Genomic DNA, 16,173 nt, shown 5'->3' with positions numbered 1-16,173 from the left:
ATGCCCGCCGGCACCGCCCGCGTCATCGACGCCCACCACCACTTCTGGCAGGTCTCCCGGCAGGACCAGCCGTGGCGTACCCACCAACACCACGGCATCGCCAGGGACTTCGAGCCCGAGCAGCTGCGCCCCGAGCTCACCGCCGCCGGCGTGGACGCCACCATCCTGGTGCAGTCCGTCGACAGCGCCGAGGAGAACGACCGGATCGTCGACTACGCCCGGCGCGCCTCGTTCGTCGCCGGGCTGGTCGGCTGGCTGCCGCTCGCCCGACCCGAGGCCGCCCGCGCCGAGTTGGGTCGGCTCACGGCCGACGCGCTGTGCGGGGTGCGGACCCTGGTCGCCCGCGACCCGCTGGACTGGCTCACCGAACCGGCCACCGTCGACCTCTGCCACGAGCTGGCGGAACGCGGCCTCGCCTGGGACGTGGTGCCCGTCACCGACCAACAGGTGCGCGCCGTCACGGCGTTGGCGGGCGCGGTGCCGGGGCTGCGGATCGTCGTCGACCATCTGGCGCGCCCGCCGGTGGAACGCGGCGACCTCCGCGCCTGGGCCGACCGGCTGGCCGCGCTCGCGGCCCACCCGGCGGTGGCGCTCAAGGTCTCCGTCGGCATCGATGTGCTGACCGCCTGGGAACGCTGGGACGCCGACGCGCTGCTGCCCCATGTCACCGAGGCGGTCCGGTACTTCGGCCCCGAACGGCTGATGCTCGCCAGCAACTGGCCGGTCTCCCTGCTCCGCCGCGACTATGTCGGAACGCTGAGCGACCTCAGCGATCTGCTGGTGCGCTCCGGCCTCGACGAGGAGTCGTTGGCGCAGGTCCGTGGCCAAACCGCCGCCCGATGGTATGGAGTGGGCGCATGAGAGTGATCGAGTTCGACGGCCATGTCCCGCAGATCGCCGACAGCGCCTGGGTGGCGCCCGACGCCACCGTGATCGGCGACGCCTCCGTCGGCGAGGAGGCCGGTGTCTGGTTCACCGCCGTGGTCCGCGCCGACGCGGAGACCATCAGCATCGGTGCCGGCAGCAACATCCAGGACGGCTGCGTGCTGCACGCCGACCCCGGCTTCCCCACCCGGGTCGGCGCCGGCGTCTCCGTCGGCCACCGGGCCGTGCTGCACGGCTGCCACGTCGGCGACGACTCGCTGATCGGCATGGGCGCCGTACTGCTCAACGGCAGCCGGGTGGGCGCCGGTTCGCTGATCGCGGCCGGCACCGTGCTGCTGGAGGGCACCGTGGTACCGCCCGGTTCCCTGGTCGCCGGCGTGCCGGGCAAGGTGCGCCGCGAACTGACCGCCGAGGAGGCCGACGGCATCCGGCTGAACGCCGCGCACTACCGCGAACTGGCCCGCCGCTACGCGGGACAGGACTGAGGAGGAGACCCCACCCCGTGACCACCACCGCCTTCACCGCGTTCGAACCGGCCAGGGACCTCACCGCGCTGGCGCCCCGCGTGCTGCCCGACGACGTGGAACGCGCCACCCTGATAGCCCGCCTGCACGATCCGGCGGCCGGCGGGCCCTGCGTGGTCGCGCTGCGCGGCGACCGGCTCGTCGACCTCACCCCGCACACCCCCACCCTGACCGACCTGCTGGAACGCCCCGACGCCGCCGTCTTCGCCCAACAGGCCCCGGCCGAACGTGACTTCGACCTCGCCGAGGTGCTCGACGCCACCCTCGCCGGCCACCGGGACCGCCCCCGTCTGCTGGCCCCCGCCGACCTCCAGGTGCTCAAGGCGTGCGGCGTCACCTTTGTCCGCAGCATGGTCGAGCGGGTGATCGAGGAGCGCGCCGGTGGCGACCGGGCCGGCGCCGCCGGCGTCCGGGCCCGCGTCCTCGACGCGCTCGGCGGGCAGTTGCAGAGCCTGGTGCCCGGCTCGGCTGAGGCCGCCCGCGTCAAGGAGGTGCTGACGGCCGAGGGCCTCTGGTCGCAGTATCTGGAGGTCGGCATCGGCCCCGACGCTGAGGTCTTCACCAAGGCCCCCGTGCTCTCCGCCGTCGGGCTCGGCGCCGAGATAGGCATCTGGAGCCGCTCCGTCTGGAACAACCCCGAGCCCGAACTCGTCCTCGCCGTCAACTCCCGGGGCGAGGCCGTCGGCGCCACCCTCGGCAACGACGTCAACCTCCGCGATGTCGAGGGCCGCAGCGCCCTCCTCCTCGGCAAGGCCAAGGACAACAACGCCTCCTGCGCCATCGGCCCGTTCGTCCGCCTCTTCGACGCGACGTTCACCCTCGACGACGCCCGCCGGCTCGACATCACCCTGAACATCACCGGCCCCGACGGCTTCCAGCTGGAGGCCGTCAGCTCCCTCGCCGAGATCAGCCGCGACCCGCTGGACCTGGTGCGCCAGACCATGGGCCGACTCCACCAGTACCCGGACGGCGTACTGCTCTTCACCGGCACCATGTTCGCGCCCACCCAGGACCGGGGCGCGCCGGGCGAGGGCTTCACCCACCACCTCGGCGACGTCGTCCGGATCGCGACGCCACGCCTCGGCACCCTCGCCAACGTCGTCACCCACGCCGAGGACGCCCCGCCCTGGACCTTCGGCATCCGCGCCCTGATGGCCAACCTAGCCCAGCGCGGGCTGCTCCGATGAGCCCCCGAGTCGTCGTCACCGACCAGGCGTTCGGCCAGGTCCACCACGAGCGGGCCACCGCCGAACGGTTCGCCGCCACGTTCGCCGAACACCGCTGCGCCGACGAGCCGGGCACCGTCGAAGCCGTCCGGGGCGCCGACGTCGCCTTCGTCAACTTCGCCCCGATGACCCGCCCCGCGCTCGCCGCCCTCGCGCCGGGCGCCACCGTGATCCGCTACGGCATCGGCTACGACAACGTCGACGTGGACGCCGCCCGCGAGCTCGGCGTCCGCGTCGCCAACGTCCCCGACTACGGCACCGGGACCGTCGCCGACCACGCCGTCGCCTGCCTGCTCGCCCTGCTGCGCCGGCTGCCCGCCTACGACCGCGCCGTCCGCGCGAACGGCTGGGCGGCGCCCTCCGACGTCGGCCCGCTGCCCAGCCTCACCGCGACCACGGTGGGGCTGGTCGGCACCGGCCAGATCGGGCTCGCCGTGCGGGAACGGCTGCGCCCGTTCGGCTGCCGCGTGCTGGCCAGCGACCCCTTCGCCGATCCGGCGGCGCTGGCCCGACAGGGCATCGAGCACGTCGAGTTGGCCGAGCTGTTGGCCAGCTCGCACGCCGTCTCGCTGCACGCCCCGGCGACGCGGGCCACCCATCGGCTGATCGGCCGATCCAGCCTGGCGCTGATGCGCCAGGGCGCCGTGTTGGTCAACACCTCGCGCGGCGCCCTCGTCGACCCGGACGCGCTCGCCGAGGCACTGCGCGCCGGGCGGCTCGCCGGCGCCGCCCTGGACGTCCACGACCCGGAGCCGCTGCCGCCCGACTCCCCGCTGCGCGCCCTGCCCCAGGTGCTGCTCACCCCGCACGCCGCCTTCTACTCGACCGACTCGTTGGACGCGCTGCAACGCCTGGCCGCCGAGGAGGCCGCCCGCGCCCTGGCCGGCGAACCACTGCGCTGCCGGGTGGCCTGACCGGCGGGGAGGGCCCGTCCAGCGCCGCCATCGGCCGTTCGGCACAGGCGCGGGTCGCCTCGCTCGACGGGATCGCCACCCTCGCCCCATCGGGCGCGAGACCCGTCGGGTCGCGGGCCACGAAGTCGCTGGCGCCCACGAGGAACACGCGCGGGCCGCCCAGAACCGTCAACTGGAGCGCGAGGGTCTCGTCCTCCGGCAAGTCGGCCACGGTGAACGGCTGTTGAGCGGGCGGCTCGACCCTGACCCCGGGAAAGGCCACCGCGTGCCCGGGGTTGCGGCTGTGCGCCGAGGCGACCACCTCCACCACCTGGCTCCCGAAGGCGAGGACCTCGGCGCGGCGCCCGCCCCCTGGTCCGTCGTCTGTGGCGAGCCGCTCCCCCGCCACCGCCACCCCTGAGCCGTCGGGGGTGCCCGCAGAAGTCTGACGGAGCCGCCGAGCCCCGGCCATGGGTTCACGGAGGGTCGATCCCGGCGGCGCTTCCGCGCCCCCGTCACCGCCCGTTATCCCGCCGGGGCGGTGAGTGTCAGGCGAGCCTCCGTCGAAATCCGGCCGGCTGCCTGGAAGGTGGCGCCTCGTCAGCACTCCTGCACAGACGGGCCTCTCTCTCGATGGATCTCACGCGACGCCGCCTGCTCGGCCTGGCCGGTGCCTCCCTCTCCGGAATCGCCCTGCACGCCGCCGGTTTCAGCACCGGCAAGGTCTGGGCCGCCCCCCGGTTCGCCGGCGACCCGTTCGCCTTCGGCGTCGCCTCCGGCGACCCGGTCCCCGACGGCGTCGTCCTCTGGACCAGGCTCGCCCCCGACCCGCTGGCCCTGGACGGACGCGGCGGGATGCCCGAGCGGGTGGTGGACGTCCAGTGGGAGGTCGCCGAGGACGAGCGGTTCACCACCCGGGTACGGCGGGGCAGCACGCGCGCCACCCCCGAACTGGCGCACTCCGTCCATGCGGAGGTCAGCGGCCTCGCCCCGGGCCGCGACTACTTCTACCGCTTCCGCGCCGGCCGCGACCTCAGCCCGGTGGGCCGCACCCGCACCGCACCCACCAGCACCAGCGCGCTCTCCTTCGCCTTCGCCTCCTGCCAGTGCTGGTACGAGGGCTTCTACACCGGCTACCGCCATATGGCCGGCGAGGACCTGGACTTGGTGGTGCACCTCGGCGACTACCTCTACGAGTACGGCGTCGGCGAGACCGGCGGCGTGCGCAACGTCGCCCTCGACGCCTCGTTCCAACGCGAGACCCACAGCCTGATCGACTACCGCAACCGCCACGCCCTGACCCGCCTCGACGTCGACCTCCAGGCCGCCCACCAGGCGTTCCCCTGGGTGCTTACCTGGGACGACCACGAGGTGGAGAACAACTGGGCGGGGGACTTCGCCCAGTTGGACACCGACGGCCTCCCCGACCAGGACCCGGAGGCATGGCGGGCCCGCAAGGCAGCCGCCTTCCAGACGTACTACGAACACCTCCCGCTGCGGCTGCCCCAGCGCCCCAACGGTGCCGAGGCCCGGATGTTCCGCCGGCTGGGCTTCGGCCAACTCCTCGACCTGCATGTGCTCGACACCCGCTCGCACCGCGACGACCAGGTCTGCGGCGACGGCACCAAACCCGGCTGCGATGTGGAGCGTTCCGCGCCCGACCGCACCATCCTCGGGGCCGAACAGGAGAGTTGGCTGCTGGACGGCGCCGGGCGGTCGGGGGCCACCTGGAACGTGCTGGCCAACCAGACGCTGATCGCCCAGGTCGACCAGGACCCCGACCCGCTGGTCCACAGCTCGGGCCTGGACATGTGGGACGGCTACACGGCGGCCCGCGACCGGCTGCTCACCGGCCTGTGGGAGCGCGGCGCCAACAACCCCGTGGTGGTCACCGGCGACATCCACCGCGCCGTGGTCGCCGACCTCACGCTCGACTTCGCCGACGAACACGCCCCCGTGGTCGCCACCGAGTTCGCCGGCAGCTCCCTCACCTCCGGCAAGGACGGCTCCCCGACGGACGAGGTCGGCGCGGCCTGGATGGCCCCCGGCGTCAACCCCCACCTGCGCTGGCACAGCTCCCAGCGCGGCTACACCGTCGTCCACCTCACCCCGGACGCCCTCACCGCCGACTACCGCGTCACCCCCTTCGTCACCATCCCGGGCGCCGGCCTGACGACCGTCGCCTCCTTCCATGTCGCCGCCGGCCAGCCGGGCGCCCAACGGGCCTGAGCGGACGGCCTGTTGGCGTCTCAGGGGCGGAAAACGTTTGTGGGCCGTCGAAGTTGTTCGCGAACGTGTCGAACTTCCGGCGCCCGGTTTCGTGTTGATGTCCTCGGGTAACGCCACCGTGAACTATGGGAGCGCTCCCCTCATTCCGATACCCCCATGACCGGAAGGTGGAGAACGCAGCATGTCCGCACAGGAAAAGGTGCGACCGGCTCGCTGGTCGCCGCGCGCCATCGCGTTGTTGGCCGTCGCGCTGTTGGTGGTGCTGGTGCCGGGCGCCAACACCGCGTCCGCACACGGCTCGGTCATCGACCCGTCGTCCCGCAACTACGGCTGTTGGGACCGCTGGGGTCACGACTTCCAGAACCCGGCCATGGAGCAGGAAGACCCCATGTGTTGGGAGGCGTGGCAGTACGACACCAACGCCATGTGGAACTGGAACGGCCTCTACCGCGAGGGCGTCGCCGGCGACCACCAGGGCGCGATCCCCGACGGCCAGCTGTGCAGCGCCGGCCTGACCGGCGACGGCCGCTACGCCGCGATGGACACCCCGGGCGCCTGGAAGACCACCGACGTGAACGCGAACTTCACCGTCGACCTCTGGGACCAGGCCCTCCACGGCGCCGACTACATGCTGGTCTATGTCACCGAGCAGGGCTTCGACCCCACCACGGACGAACTCGGCTGGGGCGACCTGGAGTTGCTCGCCGAGACGGGACGCCTCGCGCCCAGTGAGCACATGACCGTGGACGTCTCGGCCCCGGGCCGCAGCGGACACCACGTCGTGTACACGATCTGGCAGGCCTCGCACTCGGACCAGTCGTACTACATCTGTAGCGATGTGAACTTCGGCTGACCGGAACGTCGTTCCGCCGGGTGGGTCGGCTACCGGCTACCCGGCGGAACGATTTCGCGGGGGGCGGAACGCCTGACCCGTTACGGCGGCGCGGTGCGCTTCTACCCTGAAGGGGTGAGTAGCAGCCATGCCTCGAATCGTCCCCCTGACCGCGCCGGCGACGATGTCGATGTCCGGGGCCGTGCCCAGCACCGCCCCGGGATCGGTTTCCTGCGGCCGGTTCCGGCCCCGGGCGCCGCTCCCGAGCCAGCCCCGGCGCCGGTGACCGTCAGGGAGCCGCTCTGGCGGCATGTGGTGGGCGCCGCGCTCCGCCGCGAGCGGCTGGCGCGCGGGCGCACGCTCAAGGAGGTGGCCGAGAAGGCGCGCATCTCCATGCCGTACCTCTCCGAGGTGGAGCGCGGCCGGAAGGAGGCGTCGTCCGAGGTGCTCGCCGCGGCGGCGCAGGCCCTCGGCCTCGGCCTCGCCGACCTCCTGGCCCTGACCCAGGACCAGTTGACGGCGGACCCGGCGGCCCGCCCCGCGAGCCGGCCGGGGCCGGAGCCGTCGGCCACATCCCTGCTCGCCCACCGCGCCCGCGCCCGTCCCCGCACCGGCGACACGGTGCTGCTGGCGGCCTGAGGCCCGCGCCCACCGCGCGGGCGCGGGGCGTTGTCGGCAACCGTCGGTGCGGCGCCGACGAGCTGGGCCGTGCGGCCGGGGCCGGGCCGGCGGGGCTCGTACGACCGGCTGTCGGGGGCGCGCGCCGGCGGTCCGACGCGTGACGTGGTCGGGCGGGGCCTGCCCCGGTGTCCGTTCGGGGTGGGGCGGAAGGACGGCGCTGGTGCGGTCGCCACCCGCATGTTCCGCCCACCGGCGGGCCGGCCGTTCCCCCGCCCCACCGCCCCACCGCCCGGCCCACCGTCCGTCCGTCCGTCCGCCGGTGTTCGCCCCCCGGCGGGGAGCCGTCAGGTGGCGACCGGGGTACGCCGGGTGACGATCTGGTCCGCGAGGCCGAATTCGACCGCCTCGCGTGCGGTGAGGACCCGGTCGCGGTCCATCTCCGCTCGCAGGGTGGCCACTTCGTGTCCGGTGTGCTCGGAGAGGACCTCCTCCACCTGGGAGCGGATGCGCAGCATCTCCTTCGCCTGGATGGAGAGGTCCGAGACCGTGCCCCGGTGTCCGCCGCTCACCGGTTGCCCGATCAGCACCCGCGCGTGGCCGAGCACCGCCCGGCGGCCCCGGTCGCCGGCCGCGAGGAGCACGGCCGCGGTGGACGCGGCCTGCCCCACGCAGAACGTGGAGATCGGCGCGTTCACGAACGACATCGTGTCGTAGATCGCCATCAGCGAGGTCGGCGAGCCACCGGGGGAGTTGATGTAGATCGAGATCTCCTGCTCCGGGTTGGCCGACTCCAGGTGCAGCAGCTGGGCGATCACGACGTTGGCCACGCCGTCGTCGATCTCGGTGCCGAGGAAGATCACCCGGTCGGAGAGCAGCCGGCTGTAGATGTCGTAGGCGCGCTCACCGCTCGACGTGCGCTCGACCACGGTGGGGATCGTGTACTGGCTCATGGGGTGAACCGTCCTGTTCCTAGAAGCCGGTCCGGCGAGGGGAGGTGGGGGCGAGGTCGGCGAGGGAGACGACGACCCGGTCGATCAGCCCGTACTCCCTGGCCTGTTCCGCCGTGAACCAGCGGTCCCGGTCGCCGTCCCTGGCGATGGTCTCCTCGGTCTGGCCGGTGTGCTCGGCGGTGATCCGTTCCACGGTCCGCTTGGTGAACTCCAGGTTCTCCGCCTGGATCGCGATGTCCGAGGTGGAGCCGCCGATCCCGGCGGACGGCTGGTGCATCATGATCCGCGCGTTGGGCAGCGCGTACCGCTTGCCCGGGGTGCCGGTGGCGAGCAGGAACTGGCCCATGCTGGCGGCGAACCCCATGGCCAGGGTGGCCACGTCGTTGGGGATCAGCCGCATGGTGTCGTAGATCGCCAGCCCGGCCGAGACCGAGCCGCCGGGGCTGTTGACGCAGAGCCTGATGTCCTCGCGCGGGTCCTCGGCGGACAGCAGCAGCAACTGCGCGCAGACCCGGTTCGCCGAGACCTCGTCCACCTGGGTGCCCAGGAACACGATGCGCTGGGTCAGCAGCCGGGCGGCCAACTCGTCGTCGATCCTGGTGGTCGGGGTGTCGCCCTCGGCGGCGGTGACCGGTATGACCATCACCTTCTCCTTCTCCTCGCATCGGCGCGACACCGAAGCCGCGCCCTCCCCACCACCATCCGCCGCCGACCGCCACATCCCGGCACCTCTAGGCCCGGAGCAGATCAGCCAACAGCAGAGTGCCCGAGGCGCGTCCGACGCGGCGACGGCCGCGTACCCGTCGGGTGGGTACGCGGCCGTCGCGGTGCCGGGGGCGGGGCGAGGTCAGTCCACGTCGCAGGTCAGACCTGTGCCGCCGAGACCGCAGTAGCCCCGGGGGTGCTTGTCCAGGTACTGCTGGTGACGGGTCTCCGCCGGGTAGAACGGGAACTCCCGGGCCGGGAGGATCTCCGTGGTGATCTGCCCGTAGCCCTTGTCGCCGAGGACCTTCTGGTAGCTGTCCCTGGTCTCCTCGGCGGCGTCGCGCTGCGCGGGGGAGTGGTGGAAGACGGCGGACCGGCAGTGGGTGCCGATGTCGTTGCCCTGCCGGAAGCCCTGGGTCGGGTCGTGGCCCTCCCAGAACACCTTGAGCAGCGCGCGGTAGGTGACCCTGGCGGGGTCGAAGACGGCGCGGACGGTCTCCGCGTGACCGGTGCGCCCGGAGGCGACCTCCTCGGAGATGGGGTGCGCCGTGCCGCCGCCCTGGAAGCCGGTCAGCGTGGTCCACACGCCGTCCGTCCGCCAGAAGCGGCGCTCCGCGCCCCAGAAGCAGCCGAGCGCGAACTCGGCGATCTCGAACCCCGCCGGGTACGGCCCCAGCAGACGTGTCCCCAGCACGGTGTGCTTCTCGGGCACCGTGAACATGGGCTCCGAGCGACCGGGTAACACCTCCTCGGACGTGGGCAGGCGGTGGGTGAAGTCGGTCAGCATCGTCGGCGCGTCCTCAAGTCCTCGGTGACGTTGGTTCGTTCCGGGAACTCCCTACCCACCCCGGTACCGGCCCACCAGCGGCATTTCGGCCGGAGTTCGTGGCGCCGAAACGCTCGACGCCCACCCCCGCGTCCCCGCCCTCAGGCCCGCGCCACCCCCACCGGGCAGGACAGGCCCGTGCCGCCGAGACCGCAAGAACCGGCCGGGTTCTTGTCCAGGTACTGCTGGTGGTACCGGTACCTCAAAGGCGGTAGATCCCTCCCCCTCCCGGAGGCTGACGTGAGCCTGATCCCACTCGTGCTCATCAGGGAAAATCAGATACTCTGATCCCATGAGGACGATGACGGCGACGGAGGTCGCACGCAACTTCGCCTCCGTGCTCGACAGAGCCGAGCATGGAGAGACGATTGTGATCACCCGTGGCGGGCGACGGCTGGCGACGCTGGCTCCCGCGCCCTCCGGCAACGGTGCGGCGATCAAGGCGTTCCTGGAGTCGCACCCGGTGGACGAGGGCTTCGCGGACGATGTGGCCGCTGCTCGGGAGAGTGTCACCGACGAGATGAGCGCGACATGGCACGACGACTGATCCTGGACACGGGCGTCGTCATCCGGGCCGAGCGTGGCCACGCCGGTCTCGCGCGGGTGCTCGACGAGGATGACGATGTGACCATCGCGGCCGTGAGCCTCGCCGAGCTGCAACTCGGGGTGGAGCTCTCCGAGGGGCAACGTCGCGTGCGGCGGCAGGAGTTCGTCGACGGCGTGCGCGCCCTGATCCCGGTGGAGGACTACACGGACGATGTGGCGCTTGTGCACGCACGGCTGTTGGCTCATGTGCGCCGCGAGGGAAAGCCCCGCGGCGCCCACGATCTGATCATCGCCGCGACCGCCGCCGCCACGGCCAGGACGCTGCTGACCACCGACGGCAAGGCGGCGTTCGACGACCTCCCCGGCGTGCACGCGGCCGTCACGCCCGCCTGACCCCGCCGGCCGGAGCGCAGCCTCAGGCCCGCGCCACCCCCACCGGGCAGGACAGGCCCGTGCCGCCGAGACCGCAGTAACCGGCCGGGTTCTTGTCCAGGTACTGCTGGTGGTAGCCCTCGGCCGGGTAGAACGGGCGAGGTGTGGCCGGGGCCAGTTCGGTGGTGATCTCGCCGTAGCCGGAGTCGGTGAGCACCCGCTGGTAGGCCTCGCGGGATCGCTCGGCCGTCTCCTGCTGGGCCGGGCTGTGGGTGTAGATCGCCGAGCGGTACTGCGTGCCGACGTCGTTGCCCTGGCGGAAGCCCTGGGTCGGGTCGTGGGACTCCCAGAAGACCCGGAGCAGGTCCTCATAGGAGACCTGGGACGGGTCGAAGACCACCCGCACGGCCTCGGTGTGCCCGGTCATGCCGCTGCACACCTCCTCGTAGGTGGGGTAGTCGGTGACGCCGCCCTGGTAGCCGACGAGCGTGGTCCACACCCCGGGGGTCTGCCAGTAGCGCCGCTCGGCGCCCCAGAAGCAGCCAAGGCCGAAGTCGGCGACCTCGAAGCCCTCCGGGTAGGGCCCCTGGAGCTCCGTGCCCAGCACCGTGTGGGTGCTCGGCACCGGGAACGGGCTCTCGGCCCGGCCCGGCAGGGCCTCCTCGGGGGACGGCAGTCGGCTCTTGAACGCGTACAGCATGTCTCTCTCCTCGTCGCTCCTTGGTCCGCGAGCCCGTCGGCTGGCTACCGGCGGGCGATGGCGATGGCCCGGTACGTCGCGTACTCACCGGCGGGGTTCTCGCCGTCGACCCAGGGGATCGCACCCACATAACCGTCGACCGCCCGCACCTGTTCCGCCGCCTCCGGGTACCGCTCCGCGCGCACCAGGAAACACAGCAACAGATGGCGCACATGCGGCTCCATCGGGTGATCGGCCCTGACGTTGTGCAACGCGAACTGAGCCGCCTCGATGGCGTCGGACACCACCGCGCCCTGGTACATGCCCTGCGAGTACTGCATGTCGGGCAGGTGGTCGTAGACGGCGAAGAGCGGCAGCGCCGGCAGCAGGCTGCCGGCCTCGGCCGCGCCGGCCGCGGTGCGGGCGAAGCCCTCGGCGTCGGCCCGGGAGCCGTGCCACTTCTCCGACCAGTAGGGCAGTGCCGCCAGATGCGCGCCCATGTGCGCCTTGTCACGCTCGGTGACCCGCTGCCAGACGGCGGCGAACTCCTCGCGCGAGTAGTCCAGGCCGCGGGCGATCACCAGCTCGGTGATGTGCGGCACCGGGTCGTCGGGGGCCAGCCCCGCGGCCTCGGCGCAGACCGTGCGGGCCTCCTCCAGGATGATCCGGTACTCGGCCGCGCCCGGGTCCGCCATCGCCTGCCAGACCAGGAACTGCGCGTACACCTGCGCGCCGCCCGGATCCCTCGGCTCCTCGGCGCGCCAGCGGCGCAGCCAACCGGCGTCCCGCTGCCCCTCGCCGGGGGCGGCGCCCGAGGCGCGCCATTCGGACAGCTCCATCGCCGCCGCGCCGGCCAGCGACTGCACCCGCTGCCAGCGCTGCTCGCTGTCGTCGGTCAGCGCGAGCAGCTGCCCGGCCGGCCGCCAGTCCTGGCTGCCCCGGGCCTCCTCCAGCGCGTGCACCAGCGCGTCGTCCGGGCCCGGCAGGCGCACGTCCAGCTCGTCGACGGGGACCAGGCCGGCGCTCGCCGCCGGCTGGTCGTCGTCCCCCTTGCTCAGGGAGATCCCGGGCGGCCCCGAGCGGGTCCGCGCGTCCGCCTGGGCCGCGGCTCGCTCGAACTCCTGCCGTTCCCGACGCCGGCGCAGCGCGGGCAGCACCAGCACGCCGAAGATCGCGGTGAAAGCGATAAGCAGCAACACGGCTTCCATGGCGGCGAGGCTCCCCCTTGCTCGTTCCTGGTTCTCCGACCGTTGTCGGACGTTGTCGGTCGTTCTCGTTGTCGTCGTTCGTTCTCGGACGTTGTCCGACGTTCTCGGGCTGACGCGTTCCGGCCGGACGGACGGGAGGCCGCCCGCGACCGTCGTGCGTCGGTTCGACACGGGACGACCGAAGTGTGACGACGGATGAACACCCTATGTCGCCGACGGTCCGGGGCTCTCCCAAGGGCGACACCCGGCTCCCACACCACCGTAAGGCCACTACCGTGGACCCATGAACGAGCAGCACTTCGGGCAGCGTTTCGAGACGTTGGCCATTCACGCCGGGCAGGAGCCCGACGCGCTGACCGGGGCCGTGGTCCCGCCCATCCACCAGGTGTCCACCTACAAGCAGGACGGGGTCGGTGGGCTGCGCGGCGGCTACGAGTACAGCCGCTCCGCCAACCCCACGCGCACCGCGCTGGAGGAGAACCTCGCCGCCCTGGAGGGCGGCGCCCGGGGTCTCGCCTACGCGTCGGGGCTGGCCGCCGAGGACTGCGCGCTCCGCACCATGCTGCGGCCAGGCGACCATCTGGTGATCCCCAACGACGCCTACGGCGGTACGTTCCGCCTGGTCGCCAAGGTGGTCGAACGGTGGGGCGTCGCCTGGTCGGTGGCCGACACCTCGGACCCGATGTCGGTCAAGGCGGCGCTGCGTCCGGAGACCAAGGTCGTCTGGGTGGAGACCCCGTCCAACCCGCTGTTGGGCATCACGGACATCGCCCTGATCGCCGATCTGGCGCACACCGCCGGCGCCCGGCTGGTGGTGGACAACACGTTCGCCAGCCCCTACCTCCAGCAGCCGCTGGCGCTGGGCGCGGATGTGGTGGTGCACTCCACGACCAAGTACATGGGCGGCCACTCCGACGTGGTCGGCGGCGCGCTGATCACCTCGGACGCGGCGCTCGGCGAGGAGTTGGCGTACCACCAGAACGCGATGGGCGCGATCGCCGGGCCGTTCGACTCCTGGCTGGTGCTGCGCGGCATCAAGACGCTGGCGGTCCGGATGGACCGCCACTGCGCCAACGCCGGCCGGATCGCCGAGATGCTCGCCGCGCACCCCAGGGTGGCCGATGTGCGCTACCCGGGGCTGCCCTCGCACCCGGGGCACGAGACCGCTGGCAAGCAGATGCGGGACTTCGGCGGGATGGTGTCCTTCCGGGTCGCCGCCGGCGAGGAGGCGGCGGTCGCCGTCTGCGACCGGACCGAACTCTTCACGCTGGGCGAGTCGTTGGGCGGCGTGGAGTCGCTGATCGAGCACCCCGGCCGGATGACGCACGCTTCGGTCGCCGGTTCGGCGCTTGAGGTGCCGGCCGATCTGGTGCGGCTGTCGGTCGGCATCGAGTCGGTGGACGACCTGCTCGCCGACCTCGGCCAGGCGCTCGCCCAGACCTGAACGGGTCCCGTTGAACGGACCCGTTGAACGGGACCGTTATCGGCGGTCGGCCTCGCCGTCGCGGCCGTGGAGGCGGCAGATGGCTCCGTTGAGACGGGCCAGGAGCGCGTGGAAGTCGGCGCGTTCCTGGCCCGTCCAGTCCTCGGTGAGCAGTGCCACCAGGGCGCGGCGCGAGGCGCGGACCTCTTCGAGGCGCTGGCGCCCCGGCGGCGTCAGCCGCAGCAGCACGGCGCGCCCGTCCTCCGGATCGGGTGCCCGGCGCACCAGACCGGCGTCCACGAGCGGGGCGACCTGCCGGGTGACGGTGGACGAGTCGATGCCCATCGCGGCTGCCAGCGCCTTGACGCCGGCGGGGCCGCCCTGGTCCAGCCGGCTGAGCAGCAGATAGGCCGCCCGGTCCATGGAGTTGCGCGCCGGGCCGAGGCCGCCGAGCCTGGTCTGCTCGGCCCGGCGGGCGAACACGGCCACCTCGTGCTGGAAGGCGTCCAACAGCGTCAGGTCCCGCTCGGTCGGGGAGCTCTGGCCGCCTGGGGAGTTCTGGCCGGTCGGCGTGCTCTGGCGGGTCGGCGGGGGAGTGGTCGGGGAGGTGGGGAGGGGGTGCGGGTCCTGGGGAGGGGAGGCTTCAGGCGTCATGTCCGTCTGAGGTAGCGGGAGGCGGGCCGTGCGGCGCCCTGATGTGGGCCATAGCGTAGCCGCCGCCCTGGGCGGCCGACTCCCGCGATGCCTGACAGACTGGGGGCATGCCCACGCACCACCGGCCCACCCTGGAGGATGTGCTCGCCGCCCGGAAGACGCTCGCCGGGGTCACCCGGGTGACCGCTCTCGAAGGCAGCCGGTATCTGAGCCGTCTGATCGGCCATCCCGTTCTGTTGAAGTGTGAGAACCTCCAGCGCACCGGCTCGTTCAAGCTGCGCGGCGCCTACAACCGGATCGCCGGGCTCTCCGCCGCCGACCGGGAACGCGGCGTGGTGGCGGCCAGCGCCGGCAACCACGCGCAGGGCGTGGCCCTCGCCGCCTCGCTGCTCGACGTCGAGTCCACCGTGTTCATGCCGGTGGGAGCCCCGCTGCCCAAGGTCGCTGCCACTCGCGACTACGGCGCCAGGGTGCGGCTTGAGGGCCAGCTGGTGGACGAGACGCTCGCCGCCGCCACCGCCCACGCCAGGGAGACGGGGGCGGTCTTCATCCACCCCTTCGACCACCCCGATGTGGTGGCCGGGCAGGGCACGTTGGGCCTTGAGGTGCTGGAGCAGTGCCCCGAGGTGGAGACCGTGGTGATGAGCGTCGGCGGTGGTGGTCTGGTCGCCGGCGTCGCGCTGGCGATCAAGGCGCTGCGGCCCGATGTGCGGATCGTCGGCGTCCAGGCCGAGGGCGCGGCGGCCTACCCGCCTTCGCTGGCCGCCGGCCGCCCGCTCTCCCTGCCCGGCGCCGCCACCATGGCGGACGGCATCCGGGTGGGCCGACCGGGTGATGTGCCGTTCGACCTGGTCGCCGAGCTGGTGGACGAGGTGCGCACGGTGTCGGAGAGCGCGCTCTCCGCGGCGCTGCTGCACTGCCTGGAGCGGGCGAAGCTGGTGGTCGAGCCGGCGGGCGCCGCGCCGATCGCGGCGCTCCTCGCCGAACCCGACGCGTTCCGGGGCCCCTTGGTGGCCGTGCTCTCCGGCGGGAACGTGGACCCGGTGGTCCTGGAGCGCTCGCTCCGGCACGGGATGGCAGCCGCCGGCCGCTATCTGTCGCTGCGGCTCCGACTCCCCGACCACCCGGGCGCGTTGGCCGCGCTGCTCGGGGTGCTCTCGGCGGTGGACGCCAACGTGCTGGCCGTCCACCATGTGCGGACCGACCCGAGGCTGGGCGTCAGCGAGGCGGAGGTCGAACTGTGGCTGGAGACCAAGGGGCCGCGCCACTGTGACGAGGTGATCGTGGCCCTCCGCGAGGCGGGCTACGTCGTGCTGTCCTAGGGCGTGCCGTTTCCCCCGGCCCCTGTCGTCGCGGTTGCTCGGGGGTTGCCGGGGGCTGCCGGGGCTGCCGGGGCTGCTTGGGGTTGCCGGGCTTCCTCGGCTGCCGGGGCTCATCGGCTGCCTGGGGCCTGTCGGTGGCCTGGGGGCGCGAGTTTGGTGGCGCGCGCTGTTCCGCACTCCCATGTCAACTGCTCGTGCCCATAAAGCCCTATCGCGATACATCGCGTTAGTTCTAGACTGGCGGCGCCGTCACAACGGGGAGACCCTGAACCTCAGCC

The 16,173-nt window shown here is 72.8% G+C and carries 16 protein-coding genes and 2 pseudogenes; 11 read left to right on the top strand and 7 right to left on the bottom strand.

The genetic code is table 11. The features are described from left to right. The 7 genes from K4G22_RS09830 to K4G22_RS09800 all read left to right on the top strand — a co-directional run bounded on the left by K4G22_RS09830 (position 1) and on the right by K4G22_RS09800 (position 7,228). Positions 1-861 (top strand): amidohydrolase family protein, encoded by an 861-nt coding sequence (locus K4G22_RS09830; RefSeq protein ID WP_228079503.1) that lies wholly within the window; start codon positions 1-3, stop codon positions 859-861. Beyond that, positions 858-1,370, top strand: a complete 513-nt coding sequence (locus tag K4G22_RS09825; protein WP_228079502.1) for a gamma carbonic anhydrase family protein — start codon at positions 858-860, stop codon at positions 1,368-1,370. The genes K4G22_RS09830 and K4G22_RS09825 overlap by 4 nt, the downstream gene beginning before the upstream one ends. A gap of 17 nt (positions 1,371-1,387) precedes the next feature. After that, positions 1,388-2,596 carry a fumarylacetoacetate hydrolase family protein gene (locus K4G22_RS09820; protein ID WP_425336640.1) on the top strand — a complete coding sequence of 403 codons (1,209 nt, stop codon included), beginning with the start codon at positions 1,388-1,390 and terminating at the stop codon, positions 2,594-2,596. Then, positions 2,593-3,549 (top strand): C-terminal binding protein, encoded by a 957-nt coding sequence (locus K4G22_RS09815; RefSeq protein WP_228079501.1) that lies wholly within the window; start codon positions 2,593-2,595, stop codon positions 3,547-3,549. The genes K4G22_RS09820 and K4G22_RS09815 overlap by 4 nt, the downstream gene beginning before the upstream one ends. 612 nt (positions 3,550-4,161) lie before the next feature. Further along, complete coding sequence (locus K4G22_RS09810; protein ID WP_228079500.1) at positions 4,162-5,757, top strand: alkaline phosphatase D family protein; 1,596 nt, start codon at positions 4,162-4,164, stop codon at positions 5,755-5,757. Positions 5,758-5,938: 181 nt separating this feature from the next. Next, entirely contained in the window at positions 5,939-6,610 is a 672-nt protein-coding gene (locus tag K4G22_RS09805; protein ID WP_228079499.1) for a lytic polysaccharide monooxygenase auxiliary activity family 9 protein, read from the top strand. A 201-nt stretch (positions 6,611-6,811) separates the two neighbouring features. After that, entirely contained in the window at positions 6,812-7,228 is a 417-nt protein-coding gene (locus K4G22_RS09800) for a helix-turn-helix domain-containing protein (protein ID WP_425336789.1), read from the top strand. Positions 7,229-7,554: 326 nt separating this feature from the next. Here the strand turns inward: K4G22_RS09800 and K4G22_RS09795 are convergent. The 4 genes and pseudogenes from K4G22_RS09795 to K4G22_RS09780 form a co-directional block, all read right to left on the bottom strand. After that, positions 7,555-8,232: pseudogene (locus K4G22_RS09795) on the bottom strand (ClpP family protease); the annotation flags it as partial. Next, complete coding sequence (locus K4G22_RS09790; protein ID WP_228079497.1) at positions 8,180-8,803, bottom strand: ClpP family protease; 624 nt, start codon at positions 8,801-8,803, stop codon at positions 8,180-8,182. The pseudogene K4G22_RS09795 and the gene K4G22_RS09790, both read right to left, overlap by 53 nt. Before the next feature lie 204 nt (positions 8,804-9,007). Beyond that, on the bottom strand, positions 9,008-9,652 hold the full coding sequence (gene msrA, locus K4G22_RS09785) for a peptide-methionine (S)-S-oxide reductase MsrA (RefSeq protein WP_228079496.1): 645 nt from the start codon (positions 9,650-9,652) through the stop codon (positions 9,008-9,010). A 140-nt stretch (positions 9,653-9,792) separates the two neighbouring features. After that, positions 9,793-9,885: pseudogene (locus K4G22_RS09780) on the bottom strand (peptide-methionine (S)-S-oxide reductase MsrA); the annotation flags it as partial. Between the two features lie 98 nt (positions 9,886-9,983). Here K4G22_RS09780 and K4G22_RS09775 point away from each other — a divergent pair. Then, on the top strand, positions 9,984-10,238 hold the full coding sequence (locus tag K4G22_RS09775) for a type II toxin-antitoxin system Phd/YefM family antitoxin (RefSeq protein WP_228079495.1): 255 nt from the start codon (positions 9,984-9,986) through the stop codon (positions 10,236-10,238). After that, positions 10,223-10,630, top strand: a complete 408-nt coding sequence (locus K4G22_RS09770; protein ID WP_228079494.1) for a PIN domain-containing protein — start codon at positions 10,223-10,225, stop codon at positions 10,628-10,630. Before K4G22_RS09775 ends, K4G22_RS09770 begins: the two co-directional genes overlap by 16 nt. Positions 10,631-10,652: 22 nt before the next feature. Here the strand turns inward: K4G22_RS09770 and msrA (K4G22_RS09765) are convergent, their stop codons facing one another. Continuing rightward, entirely contained in the window at positions 10,653-11,309 is a 657-nt protein-coding gene (gene msrA, locus K4G22_RS09765; protein ID WP_228079493.1) for a peptide-methionine (S)-S-oxide reductase MsrA, read from the bottom strand. A 44-nt stretch (positions 11,310-11,353) separates the two neighbouring features. Continuing rightward, positions 11,354-12,496 (bottom strand): hypothetical protein, encoded by a 1,143-nt coding sequence (locus K4G22_RS09760; protein WP_228079492.1) that lies wholly within the window; start codon positions 12,494-12,496, stop codon positions 11,354-11,356. Positions 12,497-12,779: 283 nt separating this feature from the next. Between K4G22_RS09760 and K4G22_RS09755 the strand changes: the two genes are divergently transcribed. After that, on the top strand, positions 12,780-13,940 hold the full coding sequence (locus tag K4G22_RS09755) for a cystathionine gamma-synthase (RefSeq protein WP_228079491.1): 1,161 nt from the start codon (positions 12,780-12,782) through the stop codon (positions 13,938-13,940). Positions 13,941-13,976: 36 nt separating this feature from the next. On the opposite strand, the gene K4G22_RS09750 is transcribed toward K4G22_RS09755, so the two are convergent. After that, positions 13,977-14,573 (bottom strand): MarR family winged helix-turn-helix transcriptional regulator, encoded by a 597-nt coding sequence (locus tag K4G22_RS09750; RefSeq protein ID WP_228079490.1) that lies wholly within the window; start codon positions 14,571-14,573, stop codon positions 13,977-13,979. A 107-nt stretch (positions 14,574-14,680) separates the two neighbouring features. Here K4G22_RS09750 and ilvA point away from each other — a divergent pair, with 107 nt between their 5' ends. Continuing rightward, positions 14,681-15,895, top strand: coding sequence for a threonine ammonia-lyase (gene ilvA / locus K4G22_RS09745; RefSeq protein ID WP_228079489.1), 1,215 nt, complete (start codon positions 14,681-14,683; stop codon positions 15,893-15,895). Positions 15,896-16,173: the final 278 nt, after the last annotated feature.

The organism is Streptomyces profundus (assembly GCF_020740535.1).
GTDB lineage: Bacteria > Actinomycetota > Actinomycetes > Streptomycetales > Streptomycetaceae > Streptomyces > Streptomyces profundus.
Note: the sequence above shows the minus strand (reverse complement) of the source record. Positions and strands in the feature narration are given on the sequence as shown.